Origin of the sequence: Deinococcus grandis, from assembly GCF_001485435.1 — a bacterium.
Classification (GTDB): domain Bacteria; phylum Deinococcota; class Deinococci; order Deinococcales; family Deinococcaceae; genus Deinococcus; species Deinococcus grandis.
This window is the reverse complement of the sequence record NZ_BCMS01000004.1, coordinates 102,589-120,318: the sequence shown is the minus strand read 5'-3', so window position 1 is coordinate 120,318 and position 17,730 is coordinate 102,589. Positions and strand designations below refer to the sequence as shown.

Here is a 17,730-nt window from a genome sequence, read left to right as displayed (position 1 = left end):
ACGGGCGTTCCGAGTGATGACGTCGGGCGTTGTGAGGGATTTGTCCTGATCCTGTCTCTGCGCCTATCGGGCGTTGTGAGGGATGTTCATACCATCACCTGCCTCACCGAGATCCCAGCGCTGGCCCACCGCGGGTGGGCCACGAGACGAGCATGACCATCAGCACCAGCAGCGTGTTCTCCTTCAAGACGGCGAAGTTCCCTGGACTCGGGAAGGGCGGCCGGGTGCAGATCCCACAGCATCTGCACAGCCAACTCGACACGTCCAACCGGATGCGCATCATCCCGTGGGCTGCCGCTGAAGCAGTCGCCCAGGTCCTGCTGGGCCGCGTGGAGGCTGAACGCACTCCCAAGTCCCTCACCGTCCAGACCATCGACAAGGACGGGCAGCCCGTCCTCATGGCCTCCCACCCCGCCCAGGCGACGTGGGTGAATGCCGGGCAGACCGTGCGCCCGTACATCCTCCTGATCGCCGAAGCCCAGCTCGCAGCCAAGCACACCGAACTCGCCGAACGGTGGGGTGCCCTCCTGCACACCATCGACCAGCACGCGGTCACCCTCCCCGCCACTGAGGATCAACTGGCCACGCTCAGCTACACCGCTGAATTCAAGGATGATCTCCAGCGCGTCCTGGACACCCTGTACTACACCGGGAAGCTCTACGCGGATACCTGCTCCTGGATCACCGGGCCCCTCTCCGCCCCCGCCGCATGGACGCACTCCCCGGTCCTCCTCGGGCAGTCCCCCCGCCAGCCCGGCGAGCCCGGTGCGGATCTCAGCGAGGAAGGCCGCCTCACCCGGCGGGCCGCGTACGGCATCCGCGCCCTGCTCGTCGGCCCCACCGGCTGCGGGAAGACCGAACTCGGCAAGCGCGTCGCCCTGTCCACCGGTTCGACGATCGTCTCCCTCAAGGGCCGCCCCGGTCTGGAGGACCGCGACATGATTGGGTTCATCTCCCCCACCCTGCAGGGCGCCCGCTGGGTGGACGGCCCGCTCGCCCGGGCCATGCGCCTCGCGCAGCAGGGCACACGCACCACCCTCCTGATCGACGAGCTGCTCCGCCTGGACGCGTACCACCGCAACGCCCTGATCGGCCTGCTCGACGACGTCAGCGCCACGGAACTCAAAGCCACGCTGGGCGTCGACGTGCCCGACGGGCGGTACTACACCCTGGATCTCCCCGGCGCCGGTGAAGTCCTGTATGCCCCGACGCGCCTGCTCAGCGTCCTGTGCACCACGAACGCCGGCAGCTCGTACACGCAGAGCGGCGAGCTCGACCCCGCCCTCCTGCGGCGCTTCCAGCGTGTCATGTTCGTCTCGTACCCTGCCGAGGCGGTCATCATGCCGGTCTACGCGAAGGCGGCCACACCTGGGACGGCGCGCGTCGCGTACGCCCTGGAAGTGGCCACGCGCAGCATGACGGTCGACCAGGGGCAGCTGCTCGCCCGGCCCATGAACACCGGCGTCACGCTGAACTTCCTCGCGGAAGTGCAGGACCTCGTCCAGGCGGGCCTCTCCGAGACCAACGCCTTGCGCGAGGCGCTGCTCGTCACCGTCACGCCGTTCTGCTGCGAGTTGACCGACGAGGGCCTGCCCGATCCGGCAGCCGTGAATGCCCTGAAGGCCCGCCTGGAAGAGCAACTCCGCAAGGGCCTGCTTCACAAGGCCGCGTGAGGCGGTGGCCCCCTCCGGGGGGCTTTCTTCATGTGGGGAGTTCTGGCCCCCAGACGCTGGGGGCCACGGTATACGCATGACCCAGCAGAAATGGTGGCAGACCCGCCGCATTCAGAAGTGGGCGTGGGACGCCTGGCGGTACTACTCCTGGCGGCCCACCTACCGCCTCACCCTCACCCCCAGCGAACCGTCCGCCTACGTCGACATGGTCAATCACGTCGTCGTGTGCAACCCCGAGTACCCGTACCCGCCCCTGCACCTCGCCCGCCACGTGCGTGGCCTGCCAGCGGACCTGCACGAGTTCCAGCAGACCTACCTCGAATCCCTCATCGCGCACGAGGCCGGGCACACGCACCACTCCGGCCTGCTCCCCGCGGGCCTGCACGGCCAGCTCGTGAACATGCTCGAGGACGAACGCATGGAGCGCCTCACGGCCGTGGACTTCCCGCACCTCACGGCGCTGTTCCAGCTGGCGGCCGACGTGGATGCCGCGCACGCCATCGAGCAGGGCGGCCTGGGCGGGGACGTCCTGCGTGGTTGCCTCCTGCACCGCTTCACCTGCCACCACCCCATCTGGTCGTTCACGCCCGATCAGGCGGACGCAGGCCTGTGGCCCGAGGTGAAGGCGATCGTGGAGGAGGCCTGGGTCGCCCCCACGTACGACGCGGTCGTCGACGCCGCCCGGCGCATCCTGCAGATCCTGAATCTCCCCGAGCAGGCGCCCGAACGCGAGGAGTTCCGTTTCTTCCTCGATGGAGGTGGGCAGGCCCTGCTGCCGCAGACACCCGGTCCATCCCTCCAGGGGAGTGCCGCTGGAGACGGGCCCGGCCAGTTGCACGGTGCGGAGCCCCGCCCGATCAAACCGGAGGTGGATCCGCAGGTGACGCCCCGCGCCGAGCACCTCCAGGCCCAGGTGCAGGGGGAGGCCCGCCGCCTCGCCGCAGCCCTGTGCCCCCCGGCCCTGCCCGACCGGACGCAACCCAGCCGCGACCGCGGCCGCTACCGGTACGACCGGCACGAAACGGGCAGCGAGCGCCCCTTCGACCTGAAGGTCGGCGTGAAGCGTCCCGGTCCGGCGCACCTGCGGCTCGCGATTGACGTGAGCAGCAGCATGAATTACCAGGATCGACTCGCGCACGCCCGGCGCATGGCGTTCATCCTGACGCTGGCCGCGCAGCAGAGCGGCACGCCCATCCTGGCCACTGCGTTCGCCGATGATGCGCAGCCGCTCATTCAAACCAGCACGCTGCCCACCGCCGCCCTGAATGCCGTGGCGGACCTGCAGGCGTACGGCAACACCCGCCTCGCCCCCGCACTCCAGGGTCTGTGGTCCCCCGTCCTGCCCGGCCGGAGTATCACCGTGATCCTCAGCGACGGCGCCCTCATGGAGCGTGATTACACCCAGTGCGCCCAGCTACGCGCGCGGCATGATGGCCTCGTCGTGCCGATCCTGCTCGACGTGCAGCCGGACGTGGCCGCCGCGTACGAGCGCGCGTTCGGCCCCTGCGTGCTGATGAGCGATCCGGCTCAGCTCACCACACACGTCCTGACATTCCTGCGCACCCTGCTCCGCTGAACCCGGCAGGAGTGGCCCAGCCAGGGGGCTGGGCCACGGGAGGCGTATGAGTCTCACCACAGCCATCGATGCCTGCGACCTGCGCGCCCTGATTGCCACGCACTGCGGCGCACCGGCCGCCCGGGGCCTCGGCACCAAGGGCGGCACCATCCATGATCCCCGCCCCGGCATGCAGGAAGCCGACCCCAGCTTCAGCGTCTGGCGCAACCGCGCCGGAACGTGGATGTGGAAGAAGCGCGGGCGCAACGCCGGGAGCGGTACCGCCTACACCTTCCTGATCAGCCTCGGCTTCAGCGGCCCGGACGCCCGGGCGGAACTCCTGCGCTTCACGGGCACGCCCGATCAGGGCTTCACGCCCAGCACCGCGACCGAGAAACCCCCCGTGGACGTCCTCGCACTCGCGCAGGAGGCACTGGCCGACCTCCGCGCGGTCACGCACCGGGACGCTGAGGCACTCCGCCGGCGGCTCACCCCCCTGCACGAGGACCACCCGGCCGCGAAGGACCTCGCCCGGCGGGGCCTGTGGCCCCCCAGTGAACTCGACGTCGCCGCCCTGGGGAACGACCTGGTCTTCGCCGTCCGGGGACCGACTGGGCGCGTCGTGAACTTCAAGCGTCGTGTGCACGGCGCCGCGCGCAGCAAGTACTCCGTCATGGTGCCCGGCCACGGGACGCCCGCCTGGTGCAACCCACGGTACGGACAGGCCAGCCGCCTCCTGGTCATCGAGGGTGAACTGAACGCGGCCGCGGCCTGGCGAGTCATCCGGGAGTTGGGGTTGGACTTCGACGTGCAGGGCCTGCCCGGCACCGACACCACGCCCTTCCTCGACGGCCTGGACCGCGAGGTATGGGTGTACGCCGACGCGGACGAAAGCGGCGAGCGTATGCGGGCCCGCATCCAGGACCTCGCATTCCGTGTGGGCGCGCCTCGCGTGCGGCAGATCCCCGCCCTCGCGGAGGGGGACTTCTGCGACGTGCTCGGCCGCGCCGGGGTGCTGGCCCTGGCTGACGTGCTGCACGCTGAGCAGCACCAGGACGTGGAACCGGACTCCCTCGCCCTCTGGCCGGCGCAGCTGGAAGTGCAGCACGCCGCACGCCTCACCCCCCTGCTTGGCGTCACGCAGGATTACGCAGGCTGGCCCCTGATGGCCCGCTCCTGAACCCCACGCCCACGCCCCCCACTTGACACGGTGGGGGGCGTGTTGCTCTTCATTGAGCATGATCAAGGTGATGACCAGCAAGGATGGACCCGTGTGCGCCGCGTACCGCTGGCCGATCGGCGAGGCGATCGTCGACGCCTTGCGCGCCATGTACCCCGCGCAGCGCGTCTGGATGGTCCGCAGCACCGCCGCCGAGGTGGAGAAACTCGGGCTGGAAGTCCTGACCACCGTGCAGGACACGGAACGGGCCGACGCGTACCGGGTGGCCATCCAGGGTGAGCGCGTGGAGCGCGCCCTGCACCGCCACACCCTGCGCGGTCTCGTCCGCCGGGGCGCGGTCTTCCATAACGGCACTGCCACGGGCGAAGCGACCAGCATGGAGGAAGCCGAGCGACTCGCCCGGGAGACGTACGACGAGGCCGTCCCGAAACTGAACCTGAACCTGCGCGATCTGCTCGGCCTGCCGCCTCTCTAGGCGTGGCCTCCTGGCGGTGGCCAGGTCAGGGTCATGCACCCCACCCGACTCCGCCGCGAGAGCGCCCCGCACCGTGCCCCCCGCAGTCTCCCCCACCGGCCCAGCCCGCACCAGCCACGCCTCCCCCACCGATGATCCCACCACAGGCCGCACGCGAACCGCGTGCGGCCACGTCCTGCATGGAACGACCTTCCACCAGGAGACCCCCATGATCGAGATCCCGAAGACCTTCGAAGAGCAGGCCGCCCAGCGCATGACCCTCTACGCGGACGCCCTCCACACCCATGGCGTGTTCCCCGGCGCGCCCCTCGCGTTCGTGGGTGTCCTCACCACCGGCCTACCCGGCGAGGTCATCGAACTGGCCCTGATCACTCCGGGTGCCGAGCACGTCTGGCGCGCCCAGCCACTCGGGCCCATCGAGGGAGGTGCGTACCGGCGGCATGGCCTCACGACCCTGGACCTCGCGAGCGAGCCACCCTTCACCCAGGTGTACCCGCAAATGCTGGAGGTTCTGCAGTCAGCCGGTCCAGTCACCCTGATCGCGTGGACCGGGCGCTTCATCACGGCGGCCGTGGCCGCCAGCCTTCCACCGGGTACACCGCCCCTGACGCCACTGGACCTCCAGGCGATCGTGGACGAGCAGGACCGGACACTGAATCCGTACGCGCGGTACCTGCCGAGCCTGCCCGGCATGGGGTACACGGTCGAGACGCCGCAGATCGACCCGGCCAGTGCGCTCAGTCACGCGCGCGCGCTCCAGGCCGTCACGGCAGCGCTGCTGGAGCGCCGCTCCACACGAACCATCCCACCCCGCTGGTGATCCAGCACGTGTAGCTCAAGGAAGTGGCCGCAGGTGCGGCCAACTTTCCCTTCGAGAACGTCAGAGATGGCCTGTCCGCGATGCGGCCCGGCCCCGCCAGCGCGCATGTTGTATTTCGCGAGCACGAGCAGTGACTTGGACGACCTGGACGCCCACCCGGACATTGGGGTGATGACCGGACCGCGCGTGGGTGGACTGGGCAGCATACTGACGTCCCAGCGCCCCTGGGCGTCGGACTGCGACGCCCTGAGCAAGCACGGCTTCCACTATGACGAGTTCGTCGAGCACCTGCGGCGCGTGCACGACCCGGAGTTGATCGCCCGCTGCCAGTTCGTGGTGGTCCCCGATGTCCCCGGTTGCGGACGCAGCACCCTCGCGGCATTCCACGCGGCCGCGCCGGAACTCGCCGAACTGGGGTTCCCCCTCGCGTACTGCCTGCAAGACGGTGCAGAGGAACTGGAGTTGCCGCCCTGTGACGTGGCCTTCCTGGGCGGCAGTGACCCCTGGCGGGAGGCGGTTGGGGCAGCGCTTCTGGAACGCGCGGCGGACCAGGGGCTCCGCACCCATGTGGGTCGTGTGAATAGCGCGCGGCGTGTCCGACACCTGAGTTTCTGCCATTGCGACAGCGTGGACGGCACGTACGTGGGCTTCCGAGGCGTGGAGCGGGGCGCGCGGGAGATCGGGTCGTGGCTGCGGGGCGCGGCGGATGAGAAGCTGCTGGGCGCGGCGGACCTGCGGGCCATGACGCTGGACCCGGCACGCGTGGCGCGCTGGCGGGAGCGGCGTCGCCCCGCCCCGCGGTGGGGCGAGATGCAGCCCGGCACTGAGCGGCTGTTCTGAGGCATGCACGGGGCACCTTGTAAAAAGTGTTCAACATTTGTACCTTAATCTCGTGCCCCGAAAGAAGCGGACCCCAGATCAGCGACCGGAGGGCGTGGTGCTCACCTCTCAGCTCCGCCAGCAACTGCCCGCCGTCCTGAGCGCGGTGCAGCGTGGGCAGGAGTTCACCCTGAGGCACTACGCCACCGACGTGGCCCGCATCGTTCCCCTCACGACCGCACCCAAGGAGACCCCCATGCGCCCCACCATGACTGTCCTCGCCACCTACAACCAGGCTGGCGGCAGCGGCAAGACCAGCCTCACCCGCGACCTGGGCTACGCACTCGCCACTCGCGGTCACCGGGTTCTCCTCATTGACGCAGACCCCCAGGCCAGCCTCACGCGGTGGCTCGGCCTCTTCCAAACCCCTGAAGACGGCTCGGTCCCTACAGCCCTGAGCGTCCAGGCCACCATCCGCCAGGTGCTCGACGAGACCGCCGACACCCTCCCTCAACCGATCCCAGCCTTCAACATGGACGTCATCCCCTCGAACCGCCACCTCAAAGGCGCCGAACTCTACCTGAGTGGACAGCTCCCCGAAGAACAGGGCCGACTGCGCCGCGCCATTCAAGCCCTCAGTGACCGCTACGACTACGTCCTGATTGACACACCCCCCGCGGACAACGCTCTCGTCCTGGCCTGCATTGCCGCAAGCGATCTGATGATCATGCCTGTCACCGGCTCAAAGGGCCTGGACAACATCGACAACGTCAGCCGGGTCATTCGGCAGGCCCGTGCCATCAACCCGGGCCTGAACTTCGGTCTGTTCGTCGTCACTGGCTACAACAAAAATCTTCTCCACGACGCCGAGGTATACGACGCCCTGACGCAGGTGTATGCCGATCTCGGCCCCACCGCGCCGCCCATCGCCTTCCGCCCCGGCATCTACAAGGATGCGCCCAACGCGATGCAGCCCGTCGCGGTGTACCGACCCAAGAGTCCAGCCGTGCAGGAGATCGATGCCGTCACGGACGCGGTCGTGCATGCTGCCGCCCGCCAGGCTCAGCTGGTGGCCCCATGAGTGGTCGGCGTGGCCGGCCAGGTGGTCTCTCCCTGCACGACCAGCAGATCCGTGCGCAGGCGTCGAACGACGAACTGAATCAGGTGGTGAAGGCAGCGTACGCCTCAGGCGTGCACGAGATCCCACTGAGCGAGATCGACATCACGGGCGACTGGAACCCTCGAGGCAGCCTTGGGAATGACCCATACGGCGAGGCGGATCTCGCAGGCCTGATGGCGGCCATCCAGGAATACGGCCAACTACAACCAGTCCTGCTGCGCCCCCACCCTGACCGCACTGGTCCCTACCGCTACCAACTGGTCGCTGGGTGGCGGCGGTACCACAGCCGCCGTCTACTCGGTGACACCGTCGTCCTTGCGAGCGTCTACAGCTTCCGGGATGATCAGCTTGACGCGCTGTCCACGTTGGAGAACACGCAGCGTGAGGAACTCGATCAGTTCGAGGTGGTGCGCGGTGTGTTCCGGACGCTCGCCGCCCAACTGAATGTCGAAATGGATGCCCTCCCTGGCTTGATGAGCCGCGTCCTGAAGACGGGCGAGGATCCCCACGACCTGCAGGACAAACTTAAAGTCCTCACCAGTGCCAGTCTCTCTACCTTCAACACCAAGTACGCCCGCGTGCTGCGGTTGCGCCCGGCAGAGATTCGTGCGGTGTACGGCCGGACGGTGGCGCCCACTGTCGCGCTGGAACTTGTGCGGCTAGGAGAACGCCCGGAGCGGGCCACCCTCCTTCAGCAGGCCGTCGATGGTGCCTGGAGCACCCGAACCGCGAAGGACCGTGTGAACGAAGTCCTCAAGGGTGCACAGGAACGCCCTGAGGTTTATGACGCTGCTCTCCGTGTCACCCGGCATCTGAAACCCGCCCGACTCAATGCGCTCACCACCGAACAGCAGGCTCACGTGCACGACCTGCTTCGCCAGCTTGAGGAGGCGTTTGCGCCATCCTGAGCCAGGCCTTGCCGGGATGAACAAGAGGAGGCGATATCGCCTCCTCTCAAGCTATTCGCCTTTTCCAGTTCGCTCTTGCATCCCGGGGTTGATGCGCGTCAACCCAGCTCCACACCCCGGGGTTGATGCGCGTCAACCCAGCTCCACACCCCGGGGTTGATGCGCGTCAACCCAGCTCCACACCCGGGGTTGATGCGCGTCAACCCTGTTGTAAGGAAGCTATGGCCCGTGACCAGGTCACGGGCCCAGTCGGGCACATGTCACTGATCAGTCTGTTTGATGCCGTCACGCCCGCAGCCCAGCCTGCCCGCAAGGCCAGCCAGGGCAAGGTCAAGAGCAAGGGCGCCGCACACCCCACTCAGGCCGCCCCCGCTGTGATCACAGTGGATCCAGCCCTCGACGCATTCCGGATGCGCTCCGCGCCGACGTACGCTCCCGCCTCCAGCGCCGAACCCTACGGCGTAGAGGCTCTGCCCATCGTCAGCACGGACGCTCGCCTGAAGGCCAACCAGGCCGTCCGCGACATCCTCGCCCGCGGCGTCACCCCCGCCGACCACGCCGCCCTGCGCGCCTGGAGTGGTGAAGGCGGCCTCGGCGAGCACAGCGCCAGCACCAGCGCCTTCTACACCCCCGGCGAACTCGTGCAGGTCGCGTACGACCTCAGCCAGGCGCTCGGCAGCACCCGCCGCATCCTCGAATTCAGCTGCGGTGGCGGCGCCTTCCTCGCGCGCGCACCCAAGTTCAGTGACGTGGTCGGCGTGGAACTCGACGAGACCAGCGCCGCCGTCGCGCAGGCTCTGCACCCTCACGTGACCGTCTGGAACGCCTCCTTTGAGACGTACACCACGCAGAGCGAGGACGCCCCGTTCGATCTCGTGATCGGCAACCCGCCCTTCGGCACACGCGGCGCCCAGGCGAGATTGCACCGCCCCGACCTCCGGCAGGCGCACTGGTACTTCGTCCTCGAAGGCCTGCGCCGCGTCACCCCCGGCGGCCTGATGACCGTCGTCGTGCCCGAGAGCATGCTCCGCGTGGACAGCGACCGCCCGCACCGCGAGGCGCTGCTCGACCTCGCGCACCCCCTGATGCTGTCCGCCGTGCCCGAAGGGGCCTTCCGGGCGGCCGGGGCGGGCGTCACCACCGTCCTGCTGGTCCTGCGCCGCCACGATGCCGGCGTGACCGAAGCGCTGAACGCCCTCACCCACGAGGAGCAGGCCCAGCTGCGCGAGCAGCGCCTGACGCACAGCGGGTACCTCCGCCAGATCGTGAACGGGGAAGGCGTCTTCTACCGCAGCGGGACCGAGTGGAAGCTCCAGTACGCCGGGGAACCCCTCGGCACGCCCCGCCACCAGGCCAAGATCGGGGACGGCCGCTTCGGCGACCCCGTGTACCCCGGTGGGCTGCGCGTGGACCTGGAGACCCTCACCAAGCAGGCCAGTGCGCGCGTGAACGACATCCTCACGCTGCCCGGCGCGCTCGCGGCCATCCAGACCCTGCTCGGCACAGACGTCGAAGCCCGTGCCCGCCGCGCGCGTCCCATGCCTCACCCCATTGCCGACGGCACCACCAGCAGCTGCGGCACGTACCGCTTCCAGGGCGGCCACTGGCAGTACGGCTCGCACCTGAGCAACCCCGCCGTACTCAGCGCCCTAACCGTCGCCCAGGCCATCACGGCGGCCCGCAGTGGCCAGCAGCACGCCGCGCGCGACACCGCCCTACGCCTGCACGACACCCACCTGAGCACGCACGGCGCGTACGACCTGACCCTGCTGCGCCGCGCCGCGAAATCCGCGCCCGCCCTGCACGCGCTCGTCGAAGCGAACGGGGACGTCCCGGCCCTCCTGACCGAACTCACCGACCGGGAGCCCCCCATCACGCCCGGCACGATCGGCGAGGTCGCCCAGCAGCTCGAAGCGTACGGCCTGCTCACCATCACGAGCCTCGCCCGGTACGCTCAGGTCACGGATGGGGACGCCGCCGCGCACCTGCTCGCCCAGTACGCCTTCACCGGGCACACCTGGGAGGCGGCCAGCACGTACTACCGGGGCCGCGCCCACGAGAAGGCCCGCCTCGCCGAGACCCTGGCCGCCGATCACACCGGCACCGAGCGCCAGGCCCTCCTGCAGCAGGCGCAGACCTGCCGGGAACGCGCCCTCTGGATGGACATCACGGACATGACGCTCGAGGCGCGGGACCCCCTGATCCCCGAGCACGTCCTGGCCGACTGGGTGAACGCCAACCTCGGGACCTGCGTGGCCGTCAAGCGCAACTCGTGGGACGCCGACGGTGCGCCCGTGAACCTCATCCAGGCGACGCGCGGTGAACACGGTGTCACCCTGCGCCTGCGCAACGCCCTGGACGACGAGCTCGCCCTGAAGGAGCGGCAGGCCATCAGTCCTGGGCGCGTGCGGGAACTGGAGGCGTACCTGAACTTCCGCACGCCGGTTGAACCGGTCGTGAACCAGGACGTGAAGACGCCCGAGCAGATCACGGCCGAACGCCACGCGCATCAGGCCCGCGCGGTGCAGTTCGAACGGCAGCTCGCCGCGCACTTCCGCACGTGGCTGCTCGGCAGTGAGCACGTGGGCGCGGTGGAACTCACCCTGAACGAGCACCGGTACGGCCTGCTGACCGCCACGCCCGACCTGCGCCCCCTGACGCTCCCCCGGTACCAGGGGCCGCTCGCGCATCCCTTCCAGGCCGGACACGTCCGCGCCGCCGCGCGTATGGACGGCGTCATCCTGGACTTTTCAGTTGGGCTTGGGAAGACTTTGACCGCGCTGATGCTGGCTGAACTGCTTCTCCAGTCTGGCCGCGCCCGCCTGCCCGCGGTGGTCGTGCCGCTCTCCCGCCTGGGGGACTGGGTCATGAACGCCGCCACGGCCCTCCCGGGGTTGCGGATCAGCGTGATCGGCGGGGAACCCGTCCGTGCGCCGGACGGCAGCGTCGCGCTGGACGAGGACGGCGAACCCAGGGTCCTGACGGACACCGGAGACCGTCGCCGCGCGAAGATCGCCGCGCTGCTCACCAGTCCCCCGGACCTCGTGATCTTCACGTACGAGGCGTTCGAGATGATCCCCATGCTCGAAGAGACCCGCAAGAAGTACGTGCAGAGCGACGAGACCCTCATGAGCGCGCTGGCCACCACGACCACGTTCGACGAGCGGCACCGGAAGATGGGTGGGCACCGCGCGCTCGCGGCCGGGGAGAAGTTCACGCAGCGGCACCTGGGGCGCGTCAAGGTCGCCACGAGCACCGACGTGCCCTTCGAAGCGCTCGGCATCGACGCGGTCCTGTGGGACGAGGCGCACGCGCTGAAGAACACGTACGCCGCGCCCGCCGTGTACGGGGACTCCAGCCCGAAATTCCTAGGTGGGGGAGGGGAGAGTAACCGCGCGCTGGACGGCAACCATAAGGCCCGCTTCATCCGCGAGCGTGGCGGCTGCACGGTTGCCCTGAGCGCCACGTGGTTCACGAACAGCCCCCTGGAGATCTGGAACATGCTCTCCCTCGTGACCGACGCGCTGCCCGCGTACGGCATCACGAACGTGCAGGCCTTCACCGCCCGCTTCTGCGTGATCGAACCCCGCCTGATCACCCTCCCGGAAGGGGATGTGGAGTTCCGCTCGTGCGTCGTGGGCTTCCGGAACCTGGACGAGCTGCGCGCCATCATCGGCCAGCACGTCATCCGGGAGACGGAGGACACCTGCCAGATGCACGACCGCGTGGGGATGCCCCTGCCGCCCCTGACCACTGTCGAGCACCTGTTCGACCTGCACCCGGTCGTGCAGGACGAATACGACGCGGAGCAGGCCACCATCAGCGAGGCTGAGAGTGACGGGGAGAAGCACCTGTTCTCGATCTTCTCCCGCCTGAGCAAGCTCACCCTGCACCCCCCGCTGATGAACGTCCAGGCCCCGAATGCCCGTTTCGCGGCGTGTGTCGAGGCCTGCCTGGCAGCCCGTGCCCAGGGTGGCCGGAATGTCGTGTTCATGTACACCGGTGGCGAAGGCGGCATGACGTACACGGCCCTGCGCGACCAGCTCATCGCGGCCGGGTACCCCGCCGGTGAAATCGAGATCATCACCGCGAGCACGCACCAGGGTGGGGAACGCCTGACGGTCGAACGCCGGTTCCGCCGTGGCGTCCTGACCTGCGTCATCGGCAGCAGCGTGATCGAACAGGGCGGCAATTACCAGGGTGCCACCGACCTCCACCACCTCGATTACCCGCACCACCACATGGCGTTCGTGCAGCGCATCGGACGCGGCCGCCGTCAGGGCACCTGGGTGAAGGAAATCCGCAACCACGTGTACTTCGCCCGGGGCAGCTTCGACGTCATCCGCTTCCAGAACATGATGGGCAAGAAAGGCTGGGCGCAGCAGGTGTTCGACCCCACCCTCACCAGCTGCGAGAACACCGATGTGGGCTTCGACGGCGAGGAACTGGCCGTCATGCTCAGCCGCAACCCGGACGCCACCCGCCACGCCATCCGCGCCAAGCGGGAGGCCCGGCAGGCGGAGAGTCACGCCGCGAGCCTGCTGGCCGACCTCACGGTCATCCGCGAGTACCTCGAAGCGCTCAGCCTGCTGGAGAAGCGCGACCGGACCGCCCGCAGCCGCGAGCACGGCCCGAGCACGCAGGACGTCGCCGGGATCAACCGCCTGGTGACCGCCCTGCGCGGCCTGCACGGTCAGGTGCAGGCCCTGCGCGCTGCGGCGAACCCCATGGCCGCGCTCACCCGCCTTCAGCAGCCGATCCTGTGGGTGGAGGGCCTGCCCATCCACGCCGGGCTGACGTTCGAGCACCAGGGCAACCCCGTGACCGTGCGGGACCTGCGCGGCGCAGACACGGGCGTCCGGGTCACGGACGTCGGCGGGAACGTGGACGTCATCGCGCACGTGGACCTTGCCAGAGCCCGGCACGTGCAGCCCACCCGCGTGGAAGGCGCGTACGGCGCGGAAGGCCTCACCCGCCTGCGCGCCGAGCTCCAGGAGCGCATCCTGAACGCCGACGTCGCACCCCAGGCACCGGTTCAGCCTGCGGTCCCCATCCAGCTCGCCCCGGTGCCGGAGATCCAGCCTGTTCCGGCCCTCGCGGCAGCAGACCCGGTGGGGGAGACCATGCCCACCCCGCGCCCCGCACCCGCTGTCCGGACTGTCCAGCGCCCCCCGCTGCGCCTGCGGTACGGCCTGACCGTCACCGAGCAGCTCCCCACCCGCCCCGCGCAGGTGTACGCCATCCAGGGCGACACCCTTATCCCCGGCGCGGTGGACGGTTGCCCACTCGTGATCGTCGAGTACCGTGCCGAGCGGGACGTGCGGATGGTCACCCTGGTGTTCCCGGATTCCACCCGCGCGGCACAGACCCGCACGCTCCTCCGCCAGCAAGACCCCCGAGTCCGCGCCCGGATGGATCAGCTCCTCCTCGCAGCCATCTGATCAGGAGCTCTGGCCCCCAGTAGGGGGCCACGCGGGCATCATGCACACCACCACGATCTCCTTCCACCAGCCCCAGCCGCCTCTGAGCACCACCCTGACCTGCACGCCCGACCCACAGCAGGACCACGTTGCCAACCACAACCTGGGGACGCTCACCCCGGAACCCACGCCCACCAGCGTCCCCATCCGGGACGGCCTGCACTTCACGCCCGCCTGGAGTGAAGCCGACGAGGCCCGCGTGCGGATCACGTTCCTGGGCTTCACCCCCGAACAGGCCCTGCGGGAAGCCCGCACGGACGTGATGCGCGCCGCGCGCCGCCGGGCCCTGTGCGGCGTCACGTGGCACGTCCAGCGGATCACCTGCCGCGTCACGAACGCCGCCGGGGAGGACCTCGCCTGCCGCACGATCGGCGGGATCTCCAGTGACCTGAGTGGCGGGGCACGCGCCCAACTGGAGGGGGACCTCACGAGTGAAGCGCTCGCCGAGGCCCGTGACTGGGCCATCCTGGGGCTGAACTGATGCAGCGACTCACCACCCTGGATGGCCTGAACGCGGGCGACACCGTGACCGTGGGTCAGCAGTGCCGCATCCCGGAGTGTCGCGGACGATCCGGTCACCTGCAGTACATGTACGCCGCGCAACCCGAATTCGGCACCCCGGCGGAGTTCATCGTGTCCGTGGACGGCATCTCGCGGCCGCTCACGCGAGTGGACTTCGATCCCGCCTGACAGCAGTGGCCCACCCGGGAGCCGGGTGGGCCAGGTCGCCGTCATGACCTATACCCAGCCCCGTCCGGCCCCCACCGCCCAGCACGCCCCGATCCTCCCCGACGACAAGGCCCGCGCCGCCGAACTCTGGGAATCCGTCAAGGGCACGGCCCTGGAGGACGACTTCCGCCGCGTCAGCCGCGAGCACCCGGACAAGGACGCCAGCCGCATGCACTACCTGGCCTTCCTGGCGGACATCGAGGGCCTGTTCGCCGCGCCTGAAGCGGACCCGTGGGAGGCGTCCCAGCCCGCCCCGGTCACCCAGCCTGTCCTGAGCGCCCCGCAGCCCGAGCCCACCCCAGAGCCCGAGGCGCAGCCCACGCCCGCCGCGGAACCCGCCCCGGACCCCGAGGTGCACCCCGACGCGACCCCCGCGCCCGAGGCCTCCACCCCCGAGGAAGGCGCCGCCGAACCCGAACCTGGCCGCGACGCGCAGGACGCCCCCGCACCCATCGCCACACTGGCCGCCCCGGTGCACAGCGGGCTGATCGCGCAGCTCGCCGGGCTGCTCGCCGACGGCGGGGAACTCACATTCCAGCTGCTGCGGGTCGGGGGAGACGTCACCATTGGGATCTTCCCCAAACCGCACCCCGGCGAGGCGGTCCCCGTGCCGTTCATGCTGACCGAGACGCCCGACTGGATGGACGCGAACCTCGTGACCGCCATGCAGGGCTACGCCGGGGCGCGCCGGGATGCCTTTAGCGTCGCGCAAGAGGCCGCGCAGCGTCAGCAGGCCGCGAACAAGAAGGCGGCCGACAAGCCCGCCCCCACCCCCGCGAAGGCGAAAACGAGCGTCCTGACCCTCAAGGCCGCTGAGGGCACCACCCTGAAAGGCACCCTCGGCGGCAAGGACGTCCCCCTGGTGGTCGGGAAGAACGACGTGCCGCAGGGCACCCTGGAGATCGTCGCCACGCACCCCGCGTTCGGGGAGGTGAAGAAGACGGTCGCCACGCACGCGAACAAGGAGCACGACTTCACCGAGCAGCAGGGCGCGCGCGTCACCGTGAACGTCACCCCGCAGAGTGCCGCGCTCGAAGTCACCAAAGGCGACACGGTCATCGCCCTGCATCACGGCATCGAGGTCCTGCTCGCGCCCGGCACATGGGTCGTGAACGCGCAGGCGGCCGAGCACGCCACCGCGAATCAGACGATCAGCGTGAAGGCCGGGAAACCCCAGGTCATCGAGATGACCCTCAAGGAGGAGCAGCGCCTCTTCTGACAGCGCTGGCCCCCTCTGGGGGCCATGTCGTCTGCATGAGCCTGTCTCACCTGCACGCCGCCCTGAACCGTACCGATTGGGCCGCCCTTGCCGAACAGAAAGAGGTCCTGGCGAACGAGGTCGCCAGCATCCGCTCCGCGAGGGCGCTCCTGGCCGCGCACGAGTGCGACTCGGCCGCCGACCTCGCCCTCGATCAGGCGGAGTCGCTCGACGGCATCCTGCACTGGATGGATGCGCTGATGGACGCCGCGCAGCAGGACGGGTTCCCCGTCGTGTTCCTCACGACCACCGAATGACAGTGCTGGCCCCCTGTCGGGGGCCACGCGAAGCACATGACGAATCCCACAGCCAGCGGTCAACCCCAGGATCTCACCCGCACGTTCGAGTTCGACGGGCACACCCTCGCGGACCCCAACCCGAAGATGACGCCCGAGCAGGTCAAGCAGTTCTACGCCCCCACGCACCCGGAACTCACCACCGCTGGGATCGGGAGCCCCGTCACGGACCTGAAGGCCGGGACGATCACCATCACGTTCATCAAGAACTATGGCCGGAAAGGCTGACCCGTGCCCGCCCCGTACGCCGCTCGTGCTGGACGTGCCCAGGCAGGGGGCGTCCGGGGCGCTGGACGCCCTGCGCCGCGCCCTGAAAACCACGCGGGGCGCGCCCGAGCCGAGACCCGCCCAGGTGCCCCTGCTGCCGTAGCCGACCAGCCGAGTCCAGTCCTGCCGCGCGCCGTGCCCTCCCTGGCCGGCGTGCGGCCCCTTGTGCTTCAAGCGGACCTGGACGCCGCCGAGCGGATGTACGAAGAAGGCAAGCGCAACGATCCCGTCCCGCTTGTGACGCCCCTCCTGGGCACGGTCCTCCCGGACCCCGGGCCGGACGGGACGCTCGACCAGCGCCTCCAGCGCGCGCTGAACACGACCCTGCGCACGGACGGCTGGACGCTGAGTGTGCAGAACGAACGCGGCCACCTGCACTTCCGGGGGGAGACAGATGTGTCGTGCACGATTGACCTGCACCGCCTGCACGCCGCCCTGTGGCCCGTGGACCGACATCTGCTCCCAGGCCTTCTCTTTGCACTGGAAGTCGGGTCAAGTCGGGTCACGCCCATCGTGGGCCCGCATGGAGCGTCGCTCGTCTGCCAGCAGCACTTCAACACGGACGCCCTGGCGGAGTACACGCTGCTAGAGCGCTTTGAACGGCCGGATCTGGTCCTCACGGAACGGGACGCCGTTCGGGCCGCGCGGCGACTTGGCATTCCACACGGGCAGCAGGTGCAGGACGCGCTGCCCTGGCCTTACTTCCGGGATCTGCTGAACCTGGAGGACACCCTGGCACGCCTGGAGCAGGTCCTGCCCCGTGTCCCCGCCCTCGGCCCGCTCCTGACACTTCTCCCGGAGTTGCACGCCGCAGACGACGCGTTCCTGCCCCCCACTGATGACGAGTGGAGCGATCTCTTCCACGACCCCATCCCGCACACGTTCCTGACCATCACGGGTGGGGACGACGACCTGAGCCTGGACACGGTGAACGAGTTCCTTCAGAACCACTGGGAGTGCGGGAACGTCAGCCCCCAGTGGTGCGTGCAGGTTGGCCGGGACGGTGAGGGGCACGACCGGCTCGCGGCGTACCTCCAGCACGCGCCCAGGATCGCCGAGCTGTCCGCGAAGTGCGTCGGCGTGCTCGATCTTGCCAACCGCAGCCTCCCCGCCCCGAAGCGGACCTGACAGGCGTGGCCCACCCCGGGGT

Annotated in this window: 15 protein-coding genes; all 15 read left to right on the top strand. The window is 69.4% G+C overall.

Features of this window, described 5'->3' with window-relative positions; translation table 11 throughout:
* Positions 1-152 precede the first annotated feature (152 nt).
* The 15 genes from DEIGR_RS18170 (at position 153) to DEIGR_RS18100 (ending at position 17,708) form a co-directional block, all read left to right on the top strand.
* The gene (locus tag DEIGR_RS18170; RefSeq protein WP_083524313.1) at positions 153-1,673 is read left to right on the top strand and encodes an AAA family ATPase; all 1,521 of its coding nucleotides are present in this window, start codon (positions 153-155) and stop codon (positions 1,671-1,673) included.
* A gap of 76 nt (positions 1,674-1,749) precedes the next feature.
* Positions 1,750-3,249, top strand: a complete 1,500-nt coding sequence (locus tag DEIGR_RS18165; RefSeq protein ID WP_058979769.1) for a VWA domain-containing protein — start codon at positions 1,750-1,752, stop codon at positions 3,247-3,249.
* Between the two features lie 46 nt (positions 3,250-3,295).
* Positions 3,296-4,408: a hypothetical protein gene (locus tag DEIGR_RS18160; RefSeq protein WP_058979767.1), complete on the top strand. Its 1,113-nt coding sequence runs from the start codon at positions 3,296-3,298 to the stop codon at positions 4,406-4,408.
* 70 nt (positions 4,409-4,478) lie between these two features.
* A complete protein-coding gene (locus DEIGR_RS18155) occupies positions 4,479-4,883 on the top strand; it encodes a hypothetical protein (RefSeq protein ID WP_153013948.1) in 405 nt (134 codons plus the stop codon).
* A gap of 208 nt (positions 4,884-5,091) precedes the next feature.
* Positions 5,092-5,703: a 3'-5' exonuclease family protein gene (locus DEIGR_RS18150; RefSeq protein ID WP_058979763.1), complete on the top strand. Its 612-nt coding sequence runs from the start codon at positions 5,092-5,094 to the stop codon at positions 5,701-5,703.
* A gap of 105 nt (positions 5,704-5,808) precedes the next feature.
* Positions 5,809-6,543 carry a hypothetical protein gene (locus tag DEIGR_RS18145; protein WP_058979761.1) on the top strand — a complete coding sequence of 245 codons (735 nt, stop codon included), beginning with the start codon at positions 5,809-5,811 and terminating at the stop codon, positions 6,541-6,543.
* Positions 6,544-6,637: 94 nt separating this feature from the next.
* Positions 6,638-7,603, top strand: a complete 966-nt coding sequence (locus tag DEIGR_RS18140; RefSeq protein WP_160329966.1) for a ParA family protein — start codon at positions 6,638-6,640, stop codon at positions 7,601-7,603.
* Positions 7,600-8,550 carry a ParB/RepB/Spo0J family partition protein gene (locus DEIGR_RS18135; RefSeq protein WP_083524300.1) on the top strand — a complete coding sequence of 317 codons (951 nt, stop codon included), beginning with the start codon at positions 7,600-7,602 and terminating at the stop codon, positions 8,548-8,550. The genes DEIGR_RS18140 and DEIGR_RS18135 overlap by 4 nt, the downstream gene beginning before the upstream one ends.
* A gap of 257 nt (positions 8,551-8,807) precedes the next feature.
* Positions 8,808-13,991, top strand: a complete 5,184-nt coding sequence (locus DEIGR_RS18130) for an N-6 DNA methylase (protein WP_083524311.1) — start codon at positions 8,808-8,810, stop codon at positions 13,989-13,991.
* Between the two features lie 40 nt (positions 13,992-14,031).
* On the top strand, positions 14,032-14,511 hold the full coding sequence (locus DEIGR_RS18125) for a hypothetical protein (RefSeq protein WP_058979753.1): 480 nt from the start codon (positions 14,032-14,034) through the stop codon (positions 14,509-14,511).
* Entirely contained in the window at positions 14,511-14,720 is a 210-nt protein-coding gene (locus DEIGR_RS18120) for a hypothetical protein (protein WP_058979751.1), read from the top strand. Before DEIGR_RS18125 ends, DEIGR_RS18120 begins: the two co-directional genes overlap by 1 nt.
* 43 nt (positions 14,721-14,763) lie before the next feature.
* Positions 14,764-15,978: a hypothetical protein gene (locus DEIGR_RS18115; RefSeq protein ID WP_153013946.1), complete on the top strand. Its 1,215-nt coding sequence runs from the start codon at positions 14,764-14,766 to the stop codon at positions 15,976-15,978.
* Positions 15,979-16,013: 35 nt separating this feature from the next.
* Positions 16,014-16,274 carry a hypothetical protein gene (locus DEIGR_RS18110; protein WP_058979748.1) on the top strand — a complete coding sequence of 87 codons (261 nt, stop codon included), beginning with the start codon at positions 16,014-16,016 and terminating at the stop codon, positions 16,272-16,274.
* Positions 16,275-16,310: 36 nt separating this feature from the next.
* Positions 16,311-16,541 (top strand): PRTRC system protein C, encoded by a 231-nt coding sequence (locus DEIGR_RS18105; protein ID WP_058979746.1) that lies wholly within the window; start codon positions 16,311-16,313, stop codon positions 16,539-16,541.
* Between the two features lie 204 nt (positions 16,542-16,745).
* Positions 16,746-17,708: a hypothetical protein gene (locus DEIGR_RS18100; protein WP_153013945.1), complete on the top strand. Its 963-nt coding sequence runs from the start codon at positions 16,746-16,748 to the stop codon at positions 17,706-17,708.
* The last annotated feature ends 22 nt before the right edge of the window (positions 17,709-17,730 follow it).

Excerpts from the sequence above, each read along its gene's own strand:
- DEIGR_RS18150 (WP_058979763.1), top strand. The coding sequence starts at position 5,092 with ATGATCGAGATCCCGAAGACCTTCGAAGAGCAGGCCGCCCAGCGCATG.
- DEIGR_RS18135 (WP_083524300.1), top strand. The coding sequence starts at position 7,600 with ATGAGTGGTCGGCGTGGCCGGCCAGGTGGTCTCTCCCTGCACGACCAG.
- DEIGR_RS18155 (WP_153013948.1), top strand. The coding sequence starts at position 4,479 with ATGACCAGCAAGGATGGACCCGTGTGCGCCGCGTACCGCTGGCCGATC.
- DEIGR_RS18110 (WP_058979748.1), top strand. The coding sequence starts at position 16,014 with ATGAGCCTGTCTCACCTGCACGCCGCCCTGAACCGTACCGATTGGGCC.
- DEIGR_RS18170 (WP_083524313.1), top strand. The coding sequence starts at position 153 with ATGACCATCAGCACCAGCAGCGTGTTCTCCTTCAAGACGGCGAAGTTC.
- DEIGR_RS18130 (WP_083524311.1), top strand. The coding sequence starts at position 8,808 with ATGTCACTGATCAGTCTGTTTGATGCCGTCACGCCCGCAGCCCAGCCT.
- DEIGR_RS18145 (WP_058979761.1), top strand. The coding sequence starts at position 5,809 with ATGTTGTATTTCGCGAGCACGAGCAGTGACTTGGACGACCTGGACGCC.
- DEIGR_RS18165 (WP_058979769.1), top strand. The coding sequence starts at position 1,750 with ATGACCCAGCAGAAATGGTGGCAGACCCGCCGCATTCAGAAGTGGGCG.
- DEIGR_RS18160 (WP_058979767.1), top strand. The coding sequence starts at position 3,296 with ATGAGTCTCACCACAGCCATCGATGCCTGCGACCTGCGCGCCCTGATT.
- DEIGR_RS18120 (WP_058979751.1), top strand. The coding sequence starts at position 14,511 with ATGCAGCGACTCACCACCCTGGATGGCCTGAACGCGGGCGACACCGTG.
- DEIGR_RS18105 (WP_058979746.1), top strand. The coding sequence starts at position 16,311 with ATGACGAATCCCACAGCCAGCGGTCAACCCCAGGATCTCACCCGCACG.
- DEIGR_RS18115 (WP_153013946.1), top strand. The coding sequence starts at position 14,764 with ATGACCTATACCCAGCCCCGTCCGGCCCCCACCGCCCAGCACGCCCCG.
- DEIGR_RS18125 (WP_058979753.1), top strand. The coding sequence starts at position 14,032 with ATGCACACCACCACGATCTCCTTCCACCAGCCCCAGCCGCCTCTGAGC.